The 19,947-nt window shown below is 63.8% G+C and carries 19 protein-coding genes; 5 read left to right on the top strand and 14 right to left on the bottom strand.

Annotated elements, in window-relative coordinates:
• Positions 1-4 precede the first annotated feature (4 nt).
• The 5 genes from HV711_RS08115 to HV711_RS08095 are packed head-to-tail and all read right to left on the bottom strand — an operon-like array spanning position 5 to position 6,362.
• Positions 5-1,555 (bottom strand): AMP-binding protein, encoded by a 1,551-nt coding sequence (locus HV711_RS08115; RefSeq protein ID WP_028363323.1) that lies wholly within the window; start codon positions 1,553-1,555, stop codon positions 5-7.
• 26 nt (positions 1,556-1,581) lie between these two features.
• The gene (locus HV711_RS08110; protein WP_035477448.1) at positions 1,582-3,363 is read right to left on the bottom strand and encodes an ABC transporter permease subunit; all 1,782 of its coding nucleotides are present in this window, start codon (positions 3,361-3,363) and stop codon (positions 1,582-1,584) included.
• Positions 3,364-3,374: 11 nt separating this feature from the next.
• Positions 3,375-4,472: an ABC transporter ATP-binding protein gene (locus HV711_RS08105; protein ID WP_028363325.1), complete on the bottom strand. Its 1,098-nt coding sequence runs from the start codon at positions 4,470-4,472 to the stop codon at positions 3,375-3,377.
• Between the two features lie 10 nt (positions 4,473-4,482).
• Positions 4,483-5,544, bottom strand: a complete 1,062-nt coding sequence (locus HV711_RS08100; protein WP_028363326.1) for an ABC transporter substrate-binding protein — start codon at positions 5,542-5,544, stop codon at positions 4,483-4,485.
• Between the two features lie 56 nt (positions 5,545-5,600).
• The gene (locus HV711_RS08095) at positions 5,601-6,362 is read right to left on the bottom strand and encodes an enoyl-CoA hydratase/isomerase family protein (RefSeq protein ID WP_028363327.1); all 762 of its coding nucleotides are present in this window, start codon (positions 6,360-6,362) and stop codon (positions 5,601-5,603) included.
• Between the two features lie 310 nt (positions 6,363-6,672).
• Here HV711_RS08095 and HV711_RS08090 point away from each other — a divergent pair, with 310 nt between their 5' ends.
• From HV711_RS08090 to HV711_RS08080, 3 genes are all read left to right on the top strand, one after another.
• Entirely contained in the window at positions 6,673-7,374 is a 702-nt protein-coding gene (locus HV711_RS08090) for a hypothetical protein (protein ID WP_254604760.1), read from the top strand.
• 116 nt (positions 7,375-7,490) lie between these two features.
• Complete coding sequence (locus tag HV711_RS08085) at positions 7,491-8,258, top strand: glycosyltransferase family 2 protein (protein ID WP_035477451.1); 768 nt, start codon at positions 7,491-7,493, stop codon at positions 8,256-8,258.
• A gap of 105 nt (positions 8,259-8,363) precedes the next feature.
• Positions 8,364-8,771, top strand: a complete 408-nt coding sequence (locus HV711_RS08080) for a hypothetical protein (protein WP_035477452.1) — start codon at positions 8,364-8,366, stop codon at positions 8,769-8,771.
• A 92-nt stretch (positions 8,772-8,863) separates the two neighbouring features.
• Here the strand turns inward: HV711_RS08080 and HV711_RS08075 are convergent, their stop codons facing one another.
• From HV711_RS08075 to guaB, 5 genes are all read right to left on the bottom strand, one after another.
• On the bottom strand, positions 8,864-10,243 hold the full coding sequence (locus HV711_RS08075) for an MFS transporter (protein ID WP_035477453.1): 1,380 nt from the start codon (positions 10,241-10,243) through the stop codon (positions 8,864-8,866).
• A 517-nt stretch (positions 10,244-10,760) separates the two neighbouring features.
• Positions 10,761-11,045: a DUF3303 domain-containing protein gene (locus HV711_RS08070; RefSeq protein WP_013588773.1), complete on the bottom strand. Its 285-nt coding sequence runs from the start codon at positions 11,043-11,045 to the stop codon at positions 10,761-10,763.
• A gap of 440 nt (positions 11,046-11,485) precedes the next feature.
• The gene (gene guaA, locus HV711_RS08065) at positions 11,486-13,069 is read right to left on the bottom strand and encodes a glutamine-hydrolyzing GMP synthase (protein ID WP_028363332.1); all 1,584 of its coding nucleotides are present in this window, start codon (positions 13,067-13,069) and stop codon (positions 11,486-11,488) included.
• A 127-nt stretch (positions 13,070-13,196) separates the two neighbouring features.
• The gene (locus HV711_RS08060) at positions 13,197-13,946 is read right to left on the bottom strand and encodes a hypothetical protein (protein WP_035477454.1); all 750 of its coding nucleotides are present in this window, start codon (positions 13,944-13,946) and stop codon (positions 13,197-13,199) included.
• Between the two features lie 6 nt (positions 13,947-13,952).
• On the bottom strand, positions 13,953-15,413 hold the full coding sequence (guaB, locus tag HV711_RS08055) for an IMP dehydrogenase (protein ID WP_013588776.1): 1,461 nt from the start codon (positions 15,411-15,413) through the stop codon (positions 13,953-13,955).
• 246 nt (positions 15,414-15,659) lie between these two features.
• Here guaB and HV711_RS08050 point away from each other — a divergent pair, with 246 nt between their 5' ends.
• A complete protein-coding gene (locus HV711_RS08050) occupies positions 15,660-16,637 on the top strand; it encodes a DMT family transporter (protein ID WP_035477455.1) in 978 nt (325 codons plus the stop codon).
• A 183-nt stretch (positions 16,638-16,820) separates the two neighbouring features.
• Here the strand turns inward: HV711_RS08050 and HV711_RS08045 are convergent, their stop codons facing one another.
• Together HV711_RS08045 and HV711_RS08040 are read right to left on the bottom strand one after the other, a co-directional pair.
• A complete protein-coding gene (locus HV711_RS08045; protein ID WP_028363335.1) occupies positions 16,821-17,153 on the bottom strand; it encodes an RnfH family protein in 333 nt (110 codons plus the stop codon).
• Positions 17,150-17,587, bottom strand: a complete 438-nt coding sequence (locus HV711_RS08040; protein ID WP_015003071.1) for a type II toxin-antitoxin system RatA family toxin — start codon at positions 17,585-17,587, stop codon at positions 17,150-17,152. The genes HV711_RS08045 and HV711_RS08040 overlap by 4 nt, the downstream gene beginning before the upstream one ends.
• Before the next feature lie 100 nt (positions 17,588-17,687).
• On the opposite strand from HV711_RS08040, the gene smpB reads away from it, so the two are divergent.
• Positions 17,688-18,134, top strand: coding sequence for an SsrA-binding protein SmpB (gene smpB, locus HV711_RS08035; RefSeq protein WP_013588780.1), 447 nt, complete (start codon positions 17,688-17,690; stop codon positions 18,132-18,134).
• Positions 18,135-18,386: 252 nt separating this feature from the next.
• Here smpB and HV711_RS08030 read toward each other — a convergent pair whose 3' ends face one another.
• Positions 18,387-19,319, bottom strand: a complete 933-nt coding sequence (locus HV711_RS08030; RefSeq protein ID WP_013588781.1) for an SPFH domain-containing protein — start codon at positions 19,317-19,319, stop codon at positions 18,387-18,389.
• 52 nt (positions 19,320-19,371) lie between these two features.
• A complete protein-coding gene (locus tag HV711_RS08025) occupies positions 19,372-19,827 on the bottom strand; it encodes an NfeD family protein (protein ID WP_035477456.1) in 456 nt (151 codons plus the stop codon).
• Positions 19,828-19,947: the final 120 nt, after the last annotated feature.

Here is a 19,947-nt window from a genome sequence, read left to right as displayed (position 1 = left end):
CTGACTACGCTAATGACTGCCTGACCGCCACCAGCCTGTCCCACGCATCTTCGGTACTGCGCGAAATCAGATGCTTCTTCACGCGCTCGCTCGCCGTCAGCTCGAAACCGGGCACCGCCCGGTAATAGCGCGGCAACTGAAAACTCGCGAGCCGCTCGCGCGCCCACGCGTGCAGCGCCGGCCAGGCGACGGGCTCGCCCTTGAACTGCACGTTGAGCAGAATGTCCTGCTCGCCGATTTCCGAGGCCACGCCAATGGCGGCGCTCGCGCGAATCGCCGGATGCGCCGCGAAAATGCGCTCGATTTCCCATGCGGAAACGTTCTCGCCGCGCACGCGCATGCTGTCCGTCTGGCGGCCGATGAAAAACAGATCGCCCTCTGCATCGCGGCGCGCGCGGTCGCCGGTGTGCAGCCTGCCATTGCGCAACGCGGCCCGGGTTGCCTCGGGGTTCTTCAGATACGCCGGCAAAAATGTGCCCTCCACCTTGCTCGACAACACGATCTCCCCGGCTTCACCGTCCTTTACAGGCAGACCGTTTTCGTCGAGCAGTTCAAGGTCGATCCACGGCAACGCACGGCCGATCGAACCAGGCTTGCCAGTGAGGTTCGCCGTCGCGAAGCTCGAGCATTCGGTCATGCCGTAGCACTCGCGCAACGACACCTTGAGCCGCGTTTCAATCGAGGTCCACGACGAAGCGCTCACGCCCGCGCCCCACGCGACGCGCAGCGTATGCGCAGCCGGCTGCTCGCTCTCGGGCAACTGCATCAGGATATCGAGCACACCGCCCAGATAGTGCAATTGGGTCGCGCCCGCGTGTGCCACTTGCGGCCAGAATTGCGATGCGGAAAACCGCGGCACCGCATGCAGCGTGACGTTTTCGAGGAACGGCAGCAGCAGCATCTGCGCCCCGCCGATATGACACAGCGGCTCCCACAGAAATAGCCGGTCGCCATGACGCACGTCGGCGACACGAAGCGCGGCCTCGCTCGCGATGCGCATCATGCGGTGCGTGAACACGACGCCCTTCGGCGCGCCCGTCGTGCCGGACGTGTAGATAATGCACAGCGGATCGTGCACGCCGATCGCGGGCGTCGCGAAACCGGCGCTGCTATCGCTCGCGTCGAACGCGGGCAGATGCGTGCGCTCGGCGGCGCCGCAATCGAGTTCCGCCGTCACCGCGTCGAACTCGTCGTCGACGACAAAGAGTCTGGGCTCGGCATGCTGGAGCAGATATTCGAGGCCTGCCGCGCGCAGCTTGGTATTCACGGGCACCCACACCAGTCCGCTCAAATGCAGCGCGTAGATCAGATGGATATGTTCGGGACTGTTGCCGAGCATCACGGCGATGCGATCGCCTTGCGCGAGACCGCGTTCGGCAAACCAGCGCTGCAGCTGCGCCACGTGACGGGCAGCATCTTCGCAGGTAATGGCGCGGTCCTCGAAATGCACGACGGTACGCGCGGGATCGCGGCGCAAACCTGCCGCGAGCAGCGGCGCGCAGTCGAGTTCGTCGTTGGCGTGCCGATGGGCGAAATATTCTGGATAACGATGCATGTGCAAATCAGTTGATTGACCGGAAGTTAGCGCGCGCGGCGCTTGAACCAGGAAGAAGCCGCGACGACGAGCGCGATCAGAATGACCAGGGTGCTCGACACGGCCGCGAGTGTCGGCGTGATGGCGAGCTGGATGTCGTCCCACATCTGCTTGGGCAGCGTCGAGTTGATGCCGCCGGAAACGAAGATCGCGATAGTCAGGTCATCGAAGGAAACGAGGAAGGCGAACAGGAACGCAGCGGTCACGCTCGCCATCAGCAGCGGCAATACGATCGACGTGATGCGCCGCAACGGCGACGCGCCCATCACGCGCGCCGCGTCGTCGAGACGCCAGTCGAAGCGCTGAAAACCCGCCGCGAGCGTGACGACGACATAGGGAATGGCGAGCACCGTGTGGCCGATCACGAGGCCGAGGTTGGTGCCCGTCAGCCCAAAGCGCCCGAACAGATAAAGCAAACCGACGGCCACCACGATACGCGGCACGATGAGCGGCGCGACGAGCAGCGCGAACACGGGCTTGCTCGCGCGGCGCGGCATGCGCGTCATGGCGAGCGTCGCGCCGAAGCCGAGCAGCAGCGACAGCAACGCCGTGCCGAGGCCGACTTCGAATGAGCGGATCACCGCGCTTTGCCACACCGGCGAATCCATGAATGTGCCGAACCAGCGAACGCTGAACAGTCTCGGCGGAAACGCAATGTAGTCGCTCTTCGTGAACGCGTAAGGAATCACCGAGAGCACGGGCACGACGAGCACCAGCATCACGACGCAGGTATAGAGACCCAGCGGGCTCGCCGCGCGCGCGCCCTCCCCGCCGTGAGCCTTGCGGCGCATCACGAAAGGCGCGAAGACGCGCCCCGCCGTCATCAGAAGCGCGAGTTTGAGGCCTTGCGCGCGCGAGCCGCGCTGACGCTCCGCCACTTCGCCGGTGAGCGACGTGAGACCCACCATGCGGTCGTAGATGAAGAAGATCACGATCGAGCAGACGAGCAGCACGGTCGACAGTGCGCCGGCAAAGCGCATATCGAAGAGTTCCAGCACCGACGAGATCACCAGTTGCGCGATCATCGTTTCTTTGGGCGAGCCGAGAAGTGCGGGGACAATGAAGAAGCCAAGGCTGGAAATGAACACCAGCAGACCGGCCGCCGCCACGCCGGGCGACGACAGCGGCAGAAATACCGTGAAGAAACTCGTGCTGCGCTCGGCGCCGAGTGTTTCGGCGGCTTGCGTCAGGCGGTCGTCGATGCCGCGCATGACAGGCAGCATCGTCATGACGGCGAGCGGCAGCATGGAATGCACCATGCCGATCAGGACGCCCGTCAGCGAAGGAATGGTGCCGCTCGTCTCGCGCACGAGGCCAAGCGCGAGCGCGATTGTCGACAGCACGCCGGTCTTCGAGAGCAGCAGCATCCACGCATAGGTCTTGACGAGATAGCTCGTCCAGAACGGCAGCATGACCCACAGCAGCCAGCGTTCGCGTGCGCGCTCCGACAGGCGGCTCAGCAGGTAGGCGACCGGATAGCCGAGCAGAATGGAAAGCGCCGCCGTCATGAACGAGATCGCAAAGGTGATCCACAGCACCTTTGCATAGACAGGCGTGCGCGCAATGCGCTCGAACTGCGCAAGGCCCACTTGCCCGTTCGCGTCGACCAGTCCGCCTTGCAGAATCTCGCCGACCGGCATGATGAAGAACACCAGCAGAAACAGCAGCGTCGGCACGATCGGCAAAAAGCGCATGCAGCGCGCGAGCCACACCGACCGGCCGCGCCGGGAGGCTCCGCTTTCGCGCTGCGCATGAAGAGCGATGGTCATTCTGATCCCTTTCAGCTTTGCAACAGCGTCGTGCGATACGGGTCCCACACGAGGCCCACCTTGTCGCCGACGCGCGGCGACAGACTGCGCTCGCAACGCACGGTGAGTTCGCTGCCGTCGTCCATCGCGAGTTGCACGCGCGTGTCGCTGCCGAAGAACACCACGTCCGCAATCGTGCCGTCGACAAAACCGCTCGCCGGTTCGACAAGGCGCGGCGCTTCGGGCCTGACGAGCAGCGTGTGACGGGCAGCGAAAGCCGCAGAGGCGCCTTTCCCGTTCGGCGCCTTGATGGCGTTCATCGCGTTTATCGGCAGAGGAATGCGGCCGCCCGCCGCGAGCAGGATGGGTTCGCCGCTCGGGCCGCGCGATTCGTCGAGTGCACCTTCGAGCAGATTCGAATGGCCGATGAAGCCGGCCGCAAAGCGTGTCGCCGGACGGTCGTACAGATCGGCGGGCGTGCCCACCTGCTCGATGCGCGCCTGATTCATGAGGCAAATGCGGTCAGAGAGCGTGAGCGCTTCGTCCTGATCGTGCGTCACGTAGACGAAGGTTGCGCCGAGCTCCTTATGCAAGCGGCGAATTTCGGACTGCATGTGCTCGCGCAATTTCTTGTCGAGCGCGCCGAGCGGCTCGTCGAGCAGAATCACCGAAGGCCGGTACGCGAAGCAGCGCGCGAGTGCAATGCGCTGCTGCTGCCCGCCGGACAGCTCCTTCGGAAAGCGCTTGGCGTACTCGCTCATGCGCACCATGGCGAGCGCGCCGTCCACGGCTGCGCGTACTTCATCGCGCGACTTGCGGCGCATGCGCAAACCGTACGCGACGTTGTCCCACACGCTCATGTGCGGAAAGAGCGCATAGCTCTGGAACACCATGCCGATGCCGCGCTTGCCCGGCTCGACATGCGTGACGTCGCGCCCGTCGATCTCGATGCGCCCCGCGCTCGGCGCGACGAGACCCGAGATCATTTGCAGGAGCGTGGTCTTGCCCGAACCCGAGGGACCGAGCAGCGTCAGGAATTCGCCCGCCTGCACGGCGAGGTCCGTCGCCTCCAACGCCACCGCATCGCCGTAACGCTTTGCAATGCCTATCGCCTCGAGTTTCGAACTCATCGTGCAGTCCTCACGAAATGATCCATGAATTGAACCGTTCGGTGACTTTCTGACGGTTCTCCTCCCACCATTGCGGACTCGGCAACCGCATGTCGCGGAGGTTGTCGGGCGCCGTGGGCAACAGCGTCGCGCGATCTTTCGAAATCGCCTCAAACGCTTTCCGGTTGGTCGGACCGTAAGCGAGCGTGCGCGTGAGCAGCGCCTGGCGCTTCGCATCCGCGCAAAAACGAACGAATTGCTTCGCCGCGTCCGCGCGCGGCGTGCCCTTCGGGATGCCCCAGCCTTCGATCGAATACAGCCCCTCGTTCCAGACGATCGTGACCGGCGCGCCCCCGTCTTTCGCCGCTTGCGCGCGGCCGTTCCACGTCGAGATCATGTCGACGTCGCCGCTCTGAATGGCCTGCATGGCCTGGGCGCCGGAGGTCCACCAGATGTTGACGTGCGGCTTGATCCTGTCGAGGCTCCTGAACGCACGGTCGACGTCGAGCGGATACAGCTTGTCGAGCGGCACGCCGTCGGCAAGCAGCGCCTGTTCGAGCGTGTCGAGCGGACTGCGCCGCAGCGAGCGGCGGCCCGGGAATTTCTTCACGTCCCAGAAGTCCGCCCACGACTTCGGCCCGTTGCCTTTGAACTTGTCGGCGCGATACGCGAGCACGGTGGAATACACATCCACGCCCAGCCAGTTAGGTGCGATGGCCTCGGGCATGACGTCCGGATAGTCGCTGGCCTTCAGGCCGATCGGCTCAAGCAGCCCCTTTGCTTCGAGGTACGGAATATCGGCCGAAAGCGTCAGCGTGGTGACGTCCCACACATAATTCTTCGTCTGCACCATCGCTGCGAATTGCGCTACGGGTTGCGATTCGCGCGCGACGCTCACGACCTTGATGCCGGTCGCTTTCTCGAATGGATCGTAGAACGCCTCGCGATAAGCCGTCGTGTAAGGACCGCCCGGGTCCGACACCACGATCTGCTTCGCCTGTGCACGGGCGGCGAGCGGCAGCGCGCCCGCCACGGCAAGCGCGCCCGCGCCGTGAAGAATACGGCGGCGCGCCGGATTGAAGTCTTGCGTCATTGTTCAGGTCTCCGCACTAAGTTGAGAGGGAACAGCCCGACTTTGGCCTTGGCCGGCTACTTTGCGCGCTGGCGGAAGAACTCTTCCATCATGCGTGCGGGCTCTCCGGAGTCGTAGGCTTCGCGCTGAATGCGCTCGCCCGCTTCAATGCAGTCGATAAAGCCGGGCTCCGTCATTTCCCGGAAACGCTGCTTGTCGAGCCGCATGGCAACGGGCGGCTTGGCCGCAAGTTCGCTGGCGATTTCCAGCGCCTTCTCGAACACCTTGCCTTCTTCCACGAGGTGATGGATGAGGCCGATGCGATGGCACTCTTCCGCGTCCATCAAACGGCCTGTCAGCGTGAGTTCGATGGTGCGCGACATGCCGAGCATCGCGTTCATGATCCACGGTCCTGTCGTGCTGGCGATGCCCGCGTTGATCTCCGGCTGCCCCATGCGCACGCCGGGATGGCCGACGCGGATGTCGCCGAGCAGCGCCACCTGGAATGCCGAGCCCGCGGCCGTGCCGTTCAGCGCCATGACGAGCGGCTTGGACAGGCTGCGCAGCGCCGTGTAGTAGCGCTGCCATTCCTTGACCCACGCGACCGCGCGTTCGCCGTCGAAATCATGAGCTTCCGACAGGTCCTGGCCTGCCGAGAATGCGCGATTGCCGGCCCCCGTCATGATGATCGCCGCCACGTCCGGATCCCGGTTGAAGCGTTCCAGCGCCTTGATAATCGTCTCGCGCATCGGCGTGGTCCACGCGTTCAGGCGCTCCGGGCGGTTGAGGGTGATGACCGCGACGCGGCCGTGATTCGAGAACAGCACATCATTGCTCATGATTTATCGCATCGCAATAGTTGATGGTGAATAGCAATATATGCTCACCAAAATAGCGATGCAACCGGGTTTACCAGAGAGAAAGTAAGGAGAGCGCAAGGGGAATGCGTGCGGGCGCAGGCGGCGGGCGACATCGCCGGGCGCGTCCATGCGGACCCAGCGGGGAAGTGATGGCGCGCGCCCAGAAAAAAGCCGCAGACAAGCTGCGGCTGAAAAACAAACACACGCGCCGAACGTTTGGGAACGCTGACGCCTTACAAATCGTATCCACGTTTGCGCGGCGCGAGAATCGGGTGTTTTGTATGAAAGCATGCCCGCTTCCCGGCAAAAGCCGGTGATAAGCGGGAATTCGCGTATTGAGGACTGCGACGCGTCGCACAAAAACAACGGTCGTCTCAATCGGCTGGCCGAAAAGTCACAGGAGGTGGCAGTGATCGCCATAGACGGCCTTGCAACGATGTGGAATCATCCACCGACCGGGCCGCACCGAAATTGTGCCGGCGCCCAGCTTCTGCTAACGCGCAGTCAACCACGTGGACCCAGATCCCGCGCAATGAGTCAACGTCCGCCGCATGAAGATGAGGGACAGTTCGCCTTGTGGCGCGAAAAGCGCTCTTCCAGCCGGGTCGACTCGCGCAGTGTCGTGGTGGCGCACGCGGATGTGCCGGCCGGAGAGTCCATCGCCCTGTTGCTGAGACTCAAGGGTTTTATTTCTGTCGCGACATCCACCATCGAAAATCTTGAACTGATTCTCGGGCATTGGAAGCCGCGCGCGCTGCTGATCGACACGCGGCTATGCCGGGCGCAAGGCTTCCGGTTCGTCCGCAAAGCCGCCCGCGATCCCGCGTTCAATGCGGTTCTGCTGGTCGCCATGACAAACGTGTTCCCGCCCGAGAGTCCGGGCGACATCCGCGAGGCCGGCTTCGACGGCCTGTGTCGCAGGCCATGTCCCGTGTGGCGGCTCGCGGATATGCTCGAAAGCCAATTCCGCTCCTCCACGGGTCGCCCGTAGCGCCGGCACGGCCCACGCCGCGCGTCAGGAGGTCAGGCCGGAACCTTGCTACTGCACACATTGCATGGCCGGACGGCAAAACGCGAACCGGCTGACTCACCGTTGCAGGTTCCTGTTTGACTCCCCTATCCGTCTACATCCTCACTTATAACAGCGAGCGTCATCTCGACAAGGTTCTGACCGCCGCGAGGCGCGCCGCAGACGATTTACTGATTGTGGACAGCGGCAGCCGCGACTCCACGCTCGCGATTGCCGCACGGCACGGCGCGAGAATCGTGCACCGCGCATTCGATAACTTTCGCGCTCAACGTCAATTCGCCAACGACCTGTGCCTGCATGAAACCGTGATGTTTTTCGACAGCGACGAAGTAGCGAGCGATGCGCTGATCGACGAAGTCCTCGCATTGAAAGGTCGTGGTTTTGTGCACGACGCCTACGCGGTCAGGCGCGACTGGGCGGTCATGGGCAAGCTCATCCACGCGCTGATGCCCGTGTCGTGTCCGGACTACCCGATCCGTATCTATCGACGCGACACGTTGTATTTCACCGGGCACAGCGTGCATGAAACGCTGATGGGCCATGCCAGCGGCGGACGGATCGAGGCGCCGCTCGTTCATCATACGTTCGAGAACACCGCCGAGATCAGACAAAAGCTCGATCTGTACACAGACCTCGCCGCTCTCGACCTGCGGCACAAACACGAACCGGCTGCCGTGCTGTGGCTCAAGGGCTTGACGAGTCCGATCGGCGCATTCATGAAGTGGTACATACGCAAGGGGAATTTCCGCGACGGTCGTGTCGGTTTGATTTTGGCGCTTTACGCTGCGGCTTATACGCGCCGCAAGTATCGCAAGGCGTTTTCGCGGCGCTGTCGCGATCGTTGACGCGCCCTTTCCTTTCGTCGACGGCTGCGAGCGGACAACTTGCGCCGTGGATACTGGATCGCTTCACGCGATCGACTTCTCAGCGGCGCCGACCGGGAGTTCCCCATGACCGTATCGCCGAATACGCGTTTCGCTGTTCCCGCGGGTTTGTGCACGGGCACCGTCGGGCTCGCACTGGCGCTCCTCGTGTCGAGCGCCGACGCGGCATCGAGCTGTCCGACGGTAATCACGAGCCCGGCGGGCAGCGCGTTCGACACGGCCTCGCTCATTGCCGACACCGGCTCGCCGCAAGCGGCGCTCACCAGGTTGCGCGCGATGTTGTCGAAGCTCGGCTGGGGCACGCGTTGCACGATGCTGCGCGACGTCAATGCATGCAATGAAACGGTTGACCTCGCGAAACGCGCAGTCGTCGCGCTGGAGGCATGTGCTCCCACAGCGCCGCCAGAAACCGGCGCTGACCGGCGAGTGGAGAAAAATCGCGGGCGACCTCAATCCGCCGAACTCGATCAGTGAATCCGCGCGCGGCCGCATGCGGTCGTTAATGACGCTCTTGGCATAACCCCACGCGAATTCACCTGCACTCCTTAAAATCTGGCGTACTGATCTTATCTTTCACCCGCCGCCGGCAGCGGACTGCCCGCGCCGATTTCCCGTTGCGCGCCTGCCTGTCCCGGTGCGGGTTCGTCAGACCGGGATCGGTTCATCACCAGCACGGCGATCGTCGCGACGACTGCGGGCAACGCAATGGCCACGAAGTTCAGGCTCAGCGGCAGCGCCATTTCCACCAGAATGCCGATGATGATCGGCGCAAGAATCGCCCCGCTTCGGCCCACTCCCGATGCCCAGCCGATTCCCGTCGACCGGATCGACGACGGATAGAACTGCCCGGCGTAGGCGTAAGTGAGAATCTGCGTACCGATAGTCGATGCTCCGGCAAGTCCCACCACGATGAACAGCGCCCACGTCGGCAGATGCATGCCGAGCAGGCTGATCGACACCGCGGCGAGCGCGTACATGGACGCGAGCACGCGGTTGATGTTGAAGCGGTCCGCGAGCCAGCCGCCGGCTATCGCACCGATCATCGCGCCGAAGTTCAGCACCAGCACGAACGTCAGCGCCGAGCCGAGCGTGTAGCCCGCGCCGGCCATCAGCTTCGTGAGCCATGAACTGAGCGCGTACACCATGAAGAGGCACATGAAGAATGCCGTCCACAGCAGGACGGTTCCGAGCGCGCGTCCGTTCTGAAACAGCTTGCCGATGGCGGCGCTGCCCGCTGCTTCGTCGTCGGACAGCACAAAGCGATCGTCGTGTTTCGGCTCATGAGCCGGCACGAGGCGCGCGAGAATGCCTTGCAATGCCTGTGTGCGGCCGGAGCGGACAAGAAAGGCCATGGACTCGGGCATCAGCCAGAAAACGAACGGAATCACCAGCAGGGGCAACCCCGCCGCGATGAACACGGATTGCCAGCCGAACCGCTCGATCATGCCTTTGCCGACGAGCGCCGCCAGCATGCCGCCAATCGAATAGCCGCTGAACATGAGCGTGACCATTGTGCTGCGGATCCGGCGCGGCGAGTATTCGGACATCTGCGCGACGACGTTCGGCATCACACCGCCAATCCCGAGACCGGCGATGAAGCGGAACACGCCGAACGTGACCGGGTCTTTCGCGTAACCCGCGGCAGCCGTGAACATGCTGAACAGCAGCACACAGGCGGCAATGGTCCAGCGCCGCCCGACGCGATCGGCGATGGTCCCGAAGAACACCGCGCCGAACATCATGCCGAAGAGCGCGGAACTCACCATGAAGCCGGCGCTGGTCGCCTTGATGCCCATCTCGGCCATGATGGAAGGCAACGCGATGCCGGCGACCGCCAGATCGTAGCCGTCGAAGATGATCACCAGCGTGCAAAGCGACAGCACGGTCGCATGCAGACGCGTAAAGCGCGCGTCTTCGCAAAAGCGGTGGACGTTGATTTTCCGCATGCCAAATCTCCTTGACTGGCTGAGTTACCGCGTGCAATGAGACCGCCTGTGCCCGCAGCATGGCGCATCGCTCGACAGAGGCGGCGAACGGCCGGGTGGCCGTCAATCATCAGATGAAACGATGCAGGACTGTCTTGTACGAGACCTTGTGGGCCGTGGAGTGTCGCATCGCGCTGCACTATAAAGCACTTAGTCGATGCAACATAATGCGCGTTTACGCTACCGTAAGGCCGATGGAATTCCTGGCCCCCGAACACAGGCTCGGGCCTGGGCGATGGGGCCGGCCGGTGCGCTCCTGAGGAGCCTCGGCGAGGCGATGCAGCCAGGAGAGGGCGAGACGGCGCGGGTCTGTTGACATTCCGCCGCGAGGACAGGGTCGGCAAACTGCTCGCAGCTCGTTCTGCGGAACGGGCTGCGGCTTAGGATGTATTTGTGATTCTTCGGCGTGGGGAGCGAGCCGGGCAGCGCGATTCCCCGACGCATTGGGGCGCCGACTCGCCTCTTCTTTTACCGCGTCTTATGCCGACGCCGCCTGATGAGCGGCAAGCGTGGCGCCGAGTTCTTCGTCGGACATCGCGGGAGCGCACGTGAACGCGAACAGATCACCCCATTGAAGCACCCATCGTGCGAGTCCGCTCGCATCGGTTGCCTCGACGATGGCAAAGCCGCTCAGCTCGCCGATCGCATGCCAGCGCCCGAGAAGCTGGACGTTTTCGGGCGGACGGCCACCCGTTTTGAGGAAACGCTCGATTGCAGGCCGTTGTGTCGTCGGTAGCCCCTTCCATTGAACGATGTATTTCATTGCAGCCTCCAGTGCGGAGATGAGCGAGGCCGGCTCGTGGCGGACCAGCGACACGCCATACGCCGCGATGCCGCGGCGCTTTAACGTCCGGGATCGAGGTTGGATAGTCTTCCTATCTACACGATCGGCATGAGGCCACGAGGCGCATAGCTCATCATAGATGGGCCCACGGAATCGACATCGTCGGAATACAGCAGCGAATGGCCAACTTTTATAGCGACGCCGCCGTGGCTGGTGTCGGATCGCATGAAGCAACTGCTGGGGTGGATTGTGCAGTGATGGGCTTTGCCGGAGGTTTTGGCATTGCCGCGCGGGGGGCGCGTTTGAGGGGAGATGTACCGTTACGCCGGGTGGCGGTATCAAGGGGGACGCAACCCTTGACTTCATTGGGGAAATCAAGGGTTTGTGGACCGCTGCAGACCACTGCAGAGGATCCTGAATTACTCCCACTCAATCGTCGCCGGCGGTTTCCCCGAGATGTCATACACCACCCGGTTGATCCCGCGCACTTCGTTGATGATGCGATTCGACACATGCCCGAGCAGCTCGTGCGGCAAATGGGCCCAGTGTGCGGTCATGAAATCCAGGGTCTGCACGGCGCGCAACGCGACCACGTACTCGTAGGTGCGGCCGTCGCCCATCACGCCGACGCTCTTCACCGGCAGAAACACCGCGAACGCCTGGCTCGTCAGGTCGTACCAGGACTTGCCGGTTTCCTTGTCGATGAACGTGCGCAGCGTTTCGATGAAAATCGCGTCCGCGCGGCGCAGCAGATCCGCGAAATCGCGTCTCACTTCGCCGAGAATCCGCACGCCGAGACCCGGGCCCGGGAACGGATGGCGGTACACCATGGCCGGCGGCAAGCCGAGCTTCACGCCGAGTTCGCGCACTTCGTCCTTGAAGAGTTCGCGCAGCGGCTCGAGCAGCTTCAGGTTCAGCGTCTCCGGCAGGCCGCCCACGTTGTGGTGGCTCTTGATGGTCTGCGTCGCCTTCTTGCCTTTGCCCGCCGACTCGATCACGTCCGGATAGATCGTGCCCTGCGCGAGCCACTTCGCGTCAGTCAGCTTGCCGGCTTCGGTCTGGAACACTTCGACGAATTCCGCGCCGATGATCTTGCGCTTCGCCTCCGGATCCGTCACGCCTTCCAGCTTGCGCAGGAACACATCGCTCGCGTCCACGTGAATCACCTTCACGCCGAGGTGATCCGCGAAGGTCGCCATGACCTGCTCCGCTTCGTTCAGGCGCAAAAGGCCGTGGTCGACGAACACGCACGTGAGCTGATCGCCGATCGCGCGATGCAAGAGCGCCGCCGCCACCGACGAATCCACACCGCCCGACAGCCCGAGAATCACATGCTCGTTGCCGACCTGCTCGCGGATCTTCGCGACCGCCTCGTCGATGTAATGGCCCATCTCCCAATCGGCCCGTGCGCCGCAAATCTGCAGCACGAAACGTTCGAGCATCGCGCGGCCCTGCACCGTGTGCGTGACTTCCGGATGCCATTGCAGGCCGTAGAAATGGCGCTTCTCGTCGGCCATCGCGGCGATCGGGCACGATTCCGTCGATGCCATCAGCGCGAAGCCCGGCGGCATTTCCAGCACCTTGTCGCCGTGGCTCATCCACACCTTCAGCATGCCGTGGCCTTCCGGCGTCGTGAAGTCGCTGATGCCTTCGAGCAGGCTCGTGTGATTGCGCGCGCGCACTTCGGCGTAACCGAATTCCCGCAGATGGCCGATGTCGACCTTGCCGCCCAGTTGCTCGGCCATGGCCTGCATGCCGTAGCAGATGCCGAGCACCGGCACGCCGAGTTCGAACACCACTTGCGGCACGCGCGGCGTGTCGGTTTCCGTGACGGAGCTCGGGCCGCCGGACAGGATCACGCCCTTCGGCGCGAAGTCGCGAATGAACGACGCATCGACGTCATACGGATGAATTTCCGAATAGACGTTGGCTTCGCGAACGCGACGTGCAATGAGTTGGGTGACTTGCGAACCGAAGTCGAGAATCAGGATCTTGTCGTGCATGGCAGCGGACGGTTTCAAAAGTGAGCGGATACGGAATGCCGCGCATACAGCGCGGCGTTGAATTCAAAGCGGTCCACGAGGGAACGAACGGCCGGGTTGCTTCGGCAGACGAGCGGCGGCGAGCGGTTCAACCATGAAACGGAGGCCGGGGCGCATGCGGCGCATCGGCGGCGGCGTCACGGGCCTCGTCGCGCGCGGCGGCGGCTTCAGCTCGTGCCGCGCGCTCCGACGGGCTCGGCGCTTCGCCCGTCGTTGCGCGCAAAGGTGCCGAGGACGCCGGGTCTAGCGGCCGTGCCTCGTGCGCGGCAGGCACGGCGGGCTCGCCTACCGGCTCCGCGCGATACACCGGAAAACCTGCCGTGGCCGGCACCACCGGTTCACGGCGGTTTGCCTCCCGGTTCGCCGCGTTTTTTGCGGCGTCTTTTGCAGCCTGCCTGTCGGCGCGCTCGGCCGCCACAGCTTCGGCCGCGCGGAGCTTTTCGCGCCGCCGCACCGCGCCCGCCAAACGCACGCCGCCCAGACCGAGCACGAGCAGCACCACACCGGTGAGCACCGCGACGATCTGGCCGAAGCCGTTCAGCGACGGCGTATGCAGCCCGAGCAGCCAGACCAGCATCAGCACGCCGGTCAGCCAGTTCACGTGACCGACCGCCCTTGCCACCGACGACGTCAGCGCCCCGTCGAACGACGCATGCAAGGCAAGCCACGCGAGCCCGACGAGCGCGACGCCAAACGCCTGGCCCACCAGCGCCGGCTGCGTTTGCACCAGCAGCAGCGCGTCGTACAACGAAGTCCAGGGCGTCAGCAGGAACAGCAGGCCGAACCCGAGCAGCAATAATGCATCGACGACGAGTACAGCGCGCAGCAATGGCTTCATTGGCGTTTAGTCCACGTGGTAGTTGGGCGCTTCCTTGGTGATCTGAACGTCGTGCACGTGCGACTCGCGCAAGCCCGCGCCGGTGATCTGCACGAACTCGGCCTTTTCGTTCATCTCGGCGATGGTGCGGCAGCCGCAGTAGCCCATGCTCGCGCGCACGCCGCCGATCAGCTGGAACAGGATCGCGTTGACCGAACCCTTATAGGCGACGCGGCCTTCGATACCTTCCGGCACCAGCTTGTCGATATTCGCCGAGTTGTCCTGGAAGTAGCGGTCCGCCGCGCCGTCCTTCATTGCGCCGACCGAGCCCATGCCGCGGTACGACTTGTACTGGCGGCCCTGGTACAGGAACACTTCGCCCGGCGCTTCTTCGGTGCCGGCGAACATGCTGCCCATCATGACCGCGCTCGCGCCAGCGGCGAGCGCCTTGCTCACGTCGCCCGAGAAGCGTACGCCGCCGTCCGCGACGACAGGCACGCCGGTGCCGCGCAGCGCTTCGGAGACGTTGGAGATGGCGGTAACCTGCGGCACGCCGACGCCGGCGACGATCCGCGTGGTACAGATCGAGCCCGGCCCGATGCCCACTTTCACGCCGTCCGCGCCGTATTCGACGAGCGCCTTGGCGGCCGCCGCGGTGGCGATGTTGCCGCCGATCACCTCGACATGGGGGAAGTTCTGCTTGACCCAGCGCACGCGCTCGAGCACGCCCTTGCTGTGGCCGTGCGCGGTGTCGACCACGATCACGTCCACGCCGGCCTGCACCAGCAGTTCCACGCGCTCTTCGTTGTCCGCGCCGACGCCGACCGCCGCGCCCGCGCGCAGCTTGCCGTGCTCGTCTTTACAGGCGTCCGGGTGCTCGGTCTGCTTGGTGATGTCCTTGACCGTCATGAGGCCGCGCAGTTCGAATGCGTCGTTGATGACGAGCACGCGCTCGAGGCGGTGGCTGTGCATCAGCGCCTTCGCCTCGGCGAGCGAGGTGCCTTCCTTGACCGTCACGAGACGCTCGCGCGGCGTCATGATGCTGCGCACCGGCTCGTCCAGACGCTCCTCAAAGCGCAGGTCGCGGTTGGTGACAATACCGATCAGCTGCGAGCCTTCCACCACCGGGAAGCCGGAAATGCCATGCTGGTGCGACAGCGCGATGACGTCGCGCACTTTCATTTGCGGCGGCACCGTGATCGGATCGCGCACCACGCCCGACTCGAAACGCTTGACCTTGGCGACTTCACGCGCCTGCTCGGCCGCCGTGAGGTTCTTGTGGATGATGCCGACACCGCCCATTTGCGCCATGGCAATGGCGAGGCGGGCTTCGGTGACGGTGTCCATGGCGGCGGACACGAGCGGCATATTCAGAGAGATGTTGCGGGTCAGCCGGGTCTTGAGGCTGGTGTCGCGCGGCAGAACATCGGAGAAGGCCGGGACGAGGAGCACGTCATCGAACGTGAGTGCTGTTTGGATCAGACGCATGGCAAATCCTATAGGCGCAAAAGCGAATTATACGCGATACCTCCCCGCTTTTCACTGCGCGAACAGCAGCTTAGCGAATTTCCGCCGGTTTTTTTAATGGCTTTTGCCCCGCCGATTTCGCTTCGCCGTTCGCCTCCGGTTCGATCGCGTTTCGTTTGCTCGGGCCCGAATGCAGAATCAAACAAGACGGCCTCGGGACGGAGCCGCTACGCTTGCGACGATTCCAGTTCTTTGCAGGAGCAGTCGATGCAGCGCGGTGTGGCCTATGGCGTCATGGCCGGAGCCCTGTGGGGCATGGTTTTTCTCGTGCCGCGCGTGCTGCCGGACTTTTCGCCGCTGCTGCTGTCCGCCGGCCGCTACACCCTGTACGGCGTGGTGTCGCTTGCGGCCGCCCTGCCCGTGGCGCGCTCGCTCGTCAAACGGCTGACGCGCGAAGACCTCGCCGCGCTCGTCAAGCTCGCGCTGGTCGGCAATCTTTTGTACTACCTGCTGCTGACGGCCGCGGTCCACCTCGTCGGCATCGCGCCGGCGTCGCTGATCGTCGGCGTGTTGCCCGTCACCGTCACGCTGATGGGCCGCGGCGATCGCGGCGCGGTGCCGCTCGCCCGCCTCGCCTGGCCGCTCGCGTTGGTGCTGGCGGGCATCGGCTGCATCAACATCGACGTCTTCATGACGGCCGGCGGGGCGCCCGGCAGCGTGCCGACCCGACTGCTCGGCCTTGCCTGCGCGGTGGGCGCGCTCGGCTGCTGGACCTGGTTCGCCGTCGAAAACGCCCGCTATCTGCAGCGGCAGACGCATTTCAGCGGCAACGAATGGTCCGTGCTGTGGGGCGTCGTGACGGGCCTGCTCGGCGCCGCGCTGTGGCTCGCGATTGCCATCCTGCCGGCCGGCGGCCCGCAGGGCGAACTCGCGCAAGGCCGCTGGCATAGCTTCTGGCTGCTCAATTTCTGCCTCGCCATCGGCGCGTCGTGGCTCGGCAACGGGCTCTGGAATGCGGCGTCGAAGCGGCTGCCGCTGACGCTTTCGGGCCAGTTGATCGTGTTCGAGACGCTGTTCGCCCTGCTCTATGCGTTTATTTACGACGGCCGCCTGCCGCGGCCGCTGGAACTGGCCGCGATCCTGCTGCTGGTGGCGGGCGTGTGCTGGTCGGTGCGCCAGCATGCGGACGACGATTCGGGCGGCACCGCGCGGGTCGCGAACAACGCGCAGGGCTCGGCGCACTGAGACGCGGTGTTCGGGAAACTGGCCGTGAAAAGCAGAGGAGCGGACGCACCGGACGAGCGGACGCAGCGGCTGGAGCGGCTGGATCGCCTGAAGCGGATAAAAGCGGTCAGAGCGGATAAAGCGGCCGACAGCGCCGTTTGATTTGCCCGCGCCCGGGATTTGCCGGCGCCCCCCGGCCAGCCCTTACCGCGAATCCTTGTTGAGCCAGCGGCGCCCTTCGATTGAGCCCGCCTTGCGGGTCTTCTCGACGCGGCGCTGGCGCGCCACTTTCGGATCCACCAGCAGCGGCCGGTAAATCTCCACGCGATCGTGGTCGGCGAGTACTGTATCGAGCGGTTTCAGCTTGCCGAATATGCCGACCTGTTGCGTTTCGAGATCGATCTGAGGATAACGCCTGAGCAGGCCGCTCGCCTCGATTGCCTCTCCGAGCGTGGCGCCCGCCGGCAGTTCCACGGCGACGAGCGCCTGCTCGTTCGCGAGCGCATAACAGACCTGAACCGACAGACGCCCGCTCATAGCTTGCCGTAGCGCTGATCCGCGCGCTTCACGAAAGATTCGACAAAAGTATTGGCGATATGATTGAACACCGGCCCAATGATCTTCTCGAGCAGGATGTTGGTGAACTCGTAGTGCAGCGCGAACTCGATCTTGCAGGCGTCCGCGCGCAACGGCGTGAAGCGCCAGAAACCGGTGAACTTGCGAAACGGCCCGTCTGCGAATTCCATGTCGATGCGCGTGGGCCGCTCCATGCTGTTGCGCGTCGCAAAGTGCTGCTTGATGCCCTTGAAGTTGATGTCGATCTTCGCCTCCATGCTGGTTTCGTCCCGATGACGGATCTCGACTCCGCCGCACCACGGCAGGAAGTTTGGGTAATCGGCGACGTCGGTGACGAGGTCGAACATCTGCTCCGCCGAATGACGGATCAACACGGTTTTCTGGACATCTGCCATAAATTGAACAGCACGTGGCAAGGGTGGACGGGCGCCGCGGGCTTTCCTTGCCCCGCTTTGCTAAAATCGTAATTTTAAACGAGTTGGGCACTTTCCATTCATGAGCATTATCGACAACAGAAAAGCGTTCTTCGACTATTCGATCGAAGAGCGCTACGAGGCAGGGCTCGTGCTCGAAGGATGGGAGGTCAAGGCACTGCGCGCCGGGCGCGGCCAGATCAAGGAAGGCTATGTCGTGATCAAGAACGGCGAGCTGTTCCTGATCGGCACGCACATCAGCCCGCTGCCCGAAGCCTCGACGCACATCAACCCCGACCCGGTCCGCACGCGCAAGCTCCTTTTGCACAGCGAAGAAATCAGCAAACTGATCGGCAAGGTCGAGCAGCGCGGCTATACGCTTGTGCCGTTGAACTTCCATTACAAGGGCGGCCGCGTCAAATGCGAGATCGGTCTTGCCAAGGGCAAGAAGCTGCACGACAAGCGCGAGACTGAAAAGAAACGCGATTGGGAGCGCGAAAAGGCGCGTTTGATGCGCTCGCCGACCTGAAGTTCACGCATCGCGCCGGAGGTTCGCCCGGCCTGCGGTGGATGCCGCGTTGTGCGGACTGGATCGGGCGGACTGGATCGGGCGGACTGGGTCGGGCGGACTGCGTAGGGCGGACTGCGTTGCGCGGATAGGCCGCACTTTGCGCAAGCCCCCGCGTGTTTTTTGGTTCTCGAACGAAAATGGGCCGCCATCCATGATGCGGGCCATTCTTTTTGCCGGCGCCTCATCGCAGGGCGCGTTGAGGCGCCGCCCTCAGCGCGCGTCCGCCACGCCCTTGCCCTTGTTCACGATGGCGAGCGCCGACGCGATCATCGAACTCATGTCTGCGAGGTTGCCCGGCACGATCAGCGTGGTGCCCTGCTTGGCCACATTGCCGAACGCATTCACATATTGCTCGGCGACCTTCAGGTTCACCGCTTCCATGCCACCATTCGACTGGATCGCGGCCGCAATCTTCTGAATGGCCTGTGAATTCGCCTCCGCCACCGCGAGAATGGCCGCGGCCTGACCTTGCGCCTGATTGATCGCCGCCTGCCGCTCGCCTTCGGATTTCTGGATCGCCGCTTCCCGACCGCCCGACGCGATATTGATCTGCTCCTGCTTGCGCCCTTCCGATGCCGCGATCAACGCGCGCTTCTCGCGCTCGGCGGTGATCTGCGCCTGCATTGCGTGAAGAATTTCCTTCGGCGGCGTCAGATCTTTGATCTCGTAGCGTAGGACTTTGACGCCCCAGTTCGCCGCGGCTTCGTCGAGCGCGGAGACGATACTGTGGTTGATGAAGTCCCGCTCCTCGAAAGTCTTGTCGAGTTCCAGCTTGCCGATCACCGAGCGCAGCGTGGTCTGCGACAACTGCGTGATCGCGAAGACGAAGTTGCTGGATCCATACGACGCCTTCATCGGATCCGTCACCTGGAAATACAGCACGCCGTCTACCTGCAACTGGGTGTTGTCGCGCGTGATGCAGACCTGGCTCGGCACCTCGAGCGGAATTTCCTTGAGGATGTGCTTGTAAGCAATCCGGTCGACGAACGGGAACACGAAACTGAGGCCGGGCGTGAGCGTGCGGTGATAGCGGCCGAGCCGCTCCAGCACCCACGCATGCTGCTGCGGCACGATCTTGATGGTCTGCGCCGCCAGCACGATCACAATGACAAGCAGGACTGCCCCGACGATGGTCGAATCCATTTACCCCCTCCCACCTTCAGTTCGATTAATTAAATCGGCGAATTGGCGACGCTCAGAGCGGTTTGGCGTGATGTCTCGCCGGCTGCTTCGCCGCCACGACGAGACAGCTGCCACGCAACTCCGTGATTTCGTAAGTCTGCGCGTCCTCCGGCTCGCCGGGCGCGAGCTCGACGTCCCATTGCGCGCCGCGATAGGTCACGCGCGCGCGACGCTGCTGCCAGGCCGGCACGGTCAGCGTTTGCCCGATGTCGAGATTGACGTCGGGGTTGCGCGACGCCTCCTTGCGCGCCTTGCGGCCAAAGCGCGAACGCCGCAGCACGAGCACAGCCGCCAGCGCGACGACCGCGGCGACGGCGAACTGCACGTCGGCGGTTGCACCCGCGATATGTGCGATGGCCGCCGCGATGCACCCCAGCGCGATCATCAACAGATAGAAAGTGCCGCTCAGCAACTCGAGCACGATCAGCACGCCTGCCCCGACCCACCAGAACAATCCACCTGGCGCCACGTTGGCCTCCACAAAGCAAAACACCCCGGATCTACCGGGGTGTTTATAGCACGAAGCGCAGGCAAATGACCGGCATTCAGAGACGCCGTTGAGCGTGCCTTTCAGCGACCGTTGATCGGC

The organism is Paraburkholderia phenoliruptrix (assembly GCF_902859825.1).
GTDB lineage: Bacteria > Pseudomonadota > Gammaproteobacteria > Burkholderiales > Burkholderiaceae > Paraburkholderia > Paraburkholderia phenoliruptrix.
This window is presented reverse-complemented; position numbering and strand designations above follow the sequence as displayed.

What these genes read in the sequence shown, in the direction of transcription:
- HV711_RS08115 (WP_028363323.1), bottom strand. Translation starts at nt 1,555, where the DNA reads ATGCATCGTTATCCAGAATATTTCGCCCATCGGCACGCCAACGACGAA.
- HV711_RS08110 (WP_035477448.1), bottom strand. Translation starts at nt 3,363, where the DNA reads ATGACCATCGCTCTTCATGCGCAGCGCGAAAGCGGAGCCTCCCGGCGC.
- HV711_RS08105 (WP_028363325.1), bottom strand. Translation starts at nt 4,472, where the DNA reads ATGAGTTCGAAACTCGAGGCGATAGGCATTGCAAAGCGTTACGGCGAT.
- HV711_RS08100 (WP_028363326.1), bottom strand. Translation starts at nt 5,544, where the DNA reads ATGACGCAAGACTTCAATCCGGCGCGCCGCCGTATTCTTCACGGCGCG.
- HV711_RS08095 (WP_028363327.1), bottom strand. Translation starts at nt 6,362, where the DNA reads ATGAGCAATGATGTGCTGTTCTCGAATCACGGCCGCGTCGCGGTCATC.
- HV711_RS08090 (WP_254604760.1), top strand. Translation starts at nt 6,673, where the DNA reads ATGCCCGCTTCCCGGCAAAAGCCGGTGATAAGCGGGAATTCGCGTATT.
- HV711_RS08080 (WP_035477452.1), top strand. Translation starts at nt 8,364, where the DNA reads ATGACCGTATCGCCGAATACGCGTTTCGCTGTTCCCGCGGGTTTGTGC.
- HV711_RS08075 (WP_035477453.1), bottom strand. Translation starts at nt 10,243, where the DNA reads ATGCGGAAAATCAACGTCCACCGCTTTTGCGAAGACGCGCGCTTTACG.
- HV711_RS08070 (WP_013588773.1), bottom strand. Translation starts at nt 11,045, where the DNA reads ATGAAATACATCGTTCAATGGAAGGGGCTACCGACGACACAACGGCCT.
- guaA (WP_028363332.1), bottom strand. Translation starts at nt 13,069, where the DNA reads ATGCACGACAAGATCCTGATTCTCGACTTCGGTTCGCAAGTCACCCAA.
- HV711_RS08060 (WP_035477454.1), bottom strand. Translation starts at nt 13,946, where the DNA reads ATGAAGCCATTGCTGCGCGCTGTACTCGTCGTCGATGCATTATTGCTG.
- guaB (WP_013588776.1), bottom strand. Translation starts at nt 15,413, where the DNA reads ATGCGTCTGATCCAAACAGCACTCACGTTCGATGACGTGCTCCTCGTC.
- HV711_RS08050 (WP_035477455.1), top strand. Translation starts at nt 15,660, where the DNA reads ATGCAGCGCGGTGTGGCCTATGGCGTCATGGCCGGAGCCCTGTGGGGC.
- HV711_RS08045 (WP_028363335.1), bottom strand. Translation starts at nt 17,153, where the DNA reads ATGAGCGGGCGTCTGTCGGTTCAGGTCTGTTATGCGCTCGCGAACGAG.
- HV711_RS08040 (WP_015003071.1), bottom strand. Translation starts at nt 17,587, where the DNA reads ATGGCAGATGTCCAGAAAACCGTGTTGATCCGTCATTCGGCGGAGCAG.
- smpB (WP_013588780.1), top strand. Translation starts at nt 17,688, where the DNA reads ATGAGCATTATCGACAACAGAAAAGCGTTCTTCGACTATTCGATCGAA.
- HV711_RS08030 (WP_013588781.1), bottom strand. Translation starts at nt 19,319, where the DNA reads ATGGATTCGACCATCGTCGGGGCAGTCCTGCTTGTCATTGTGATCGTG.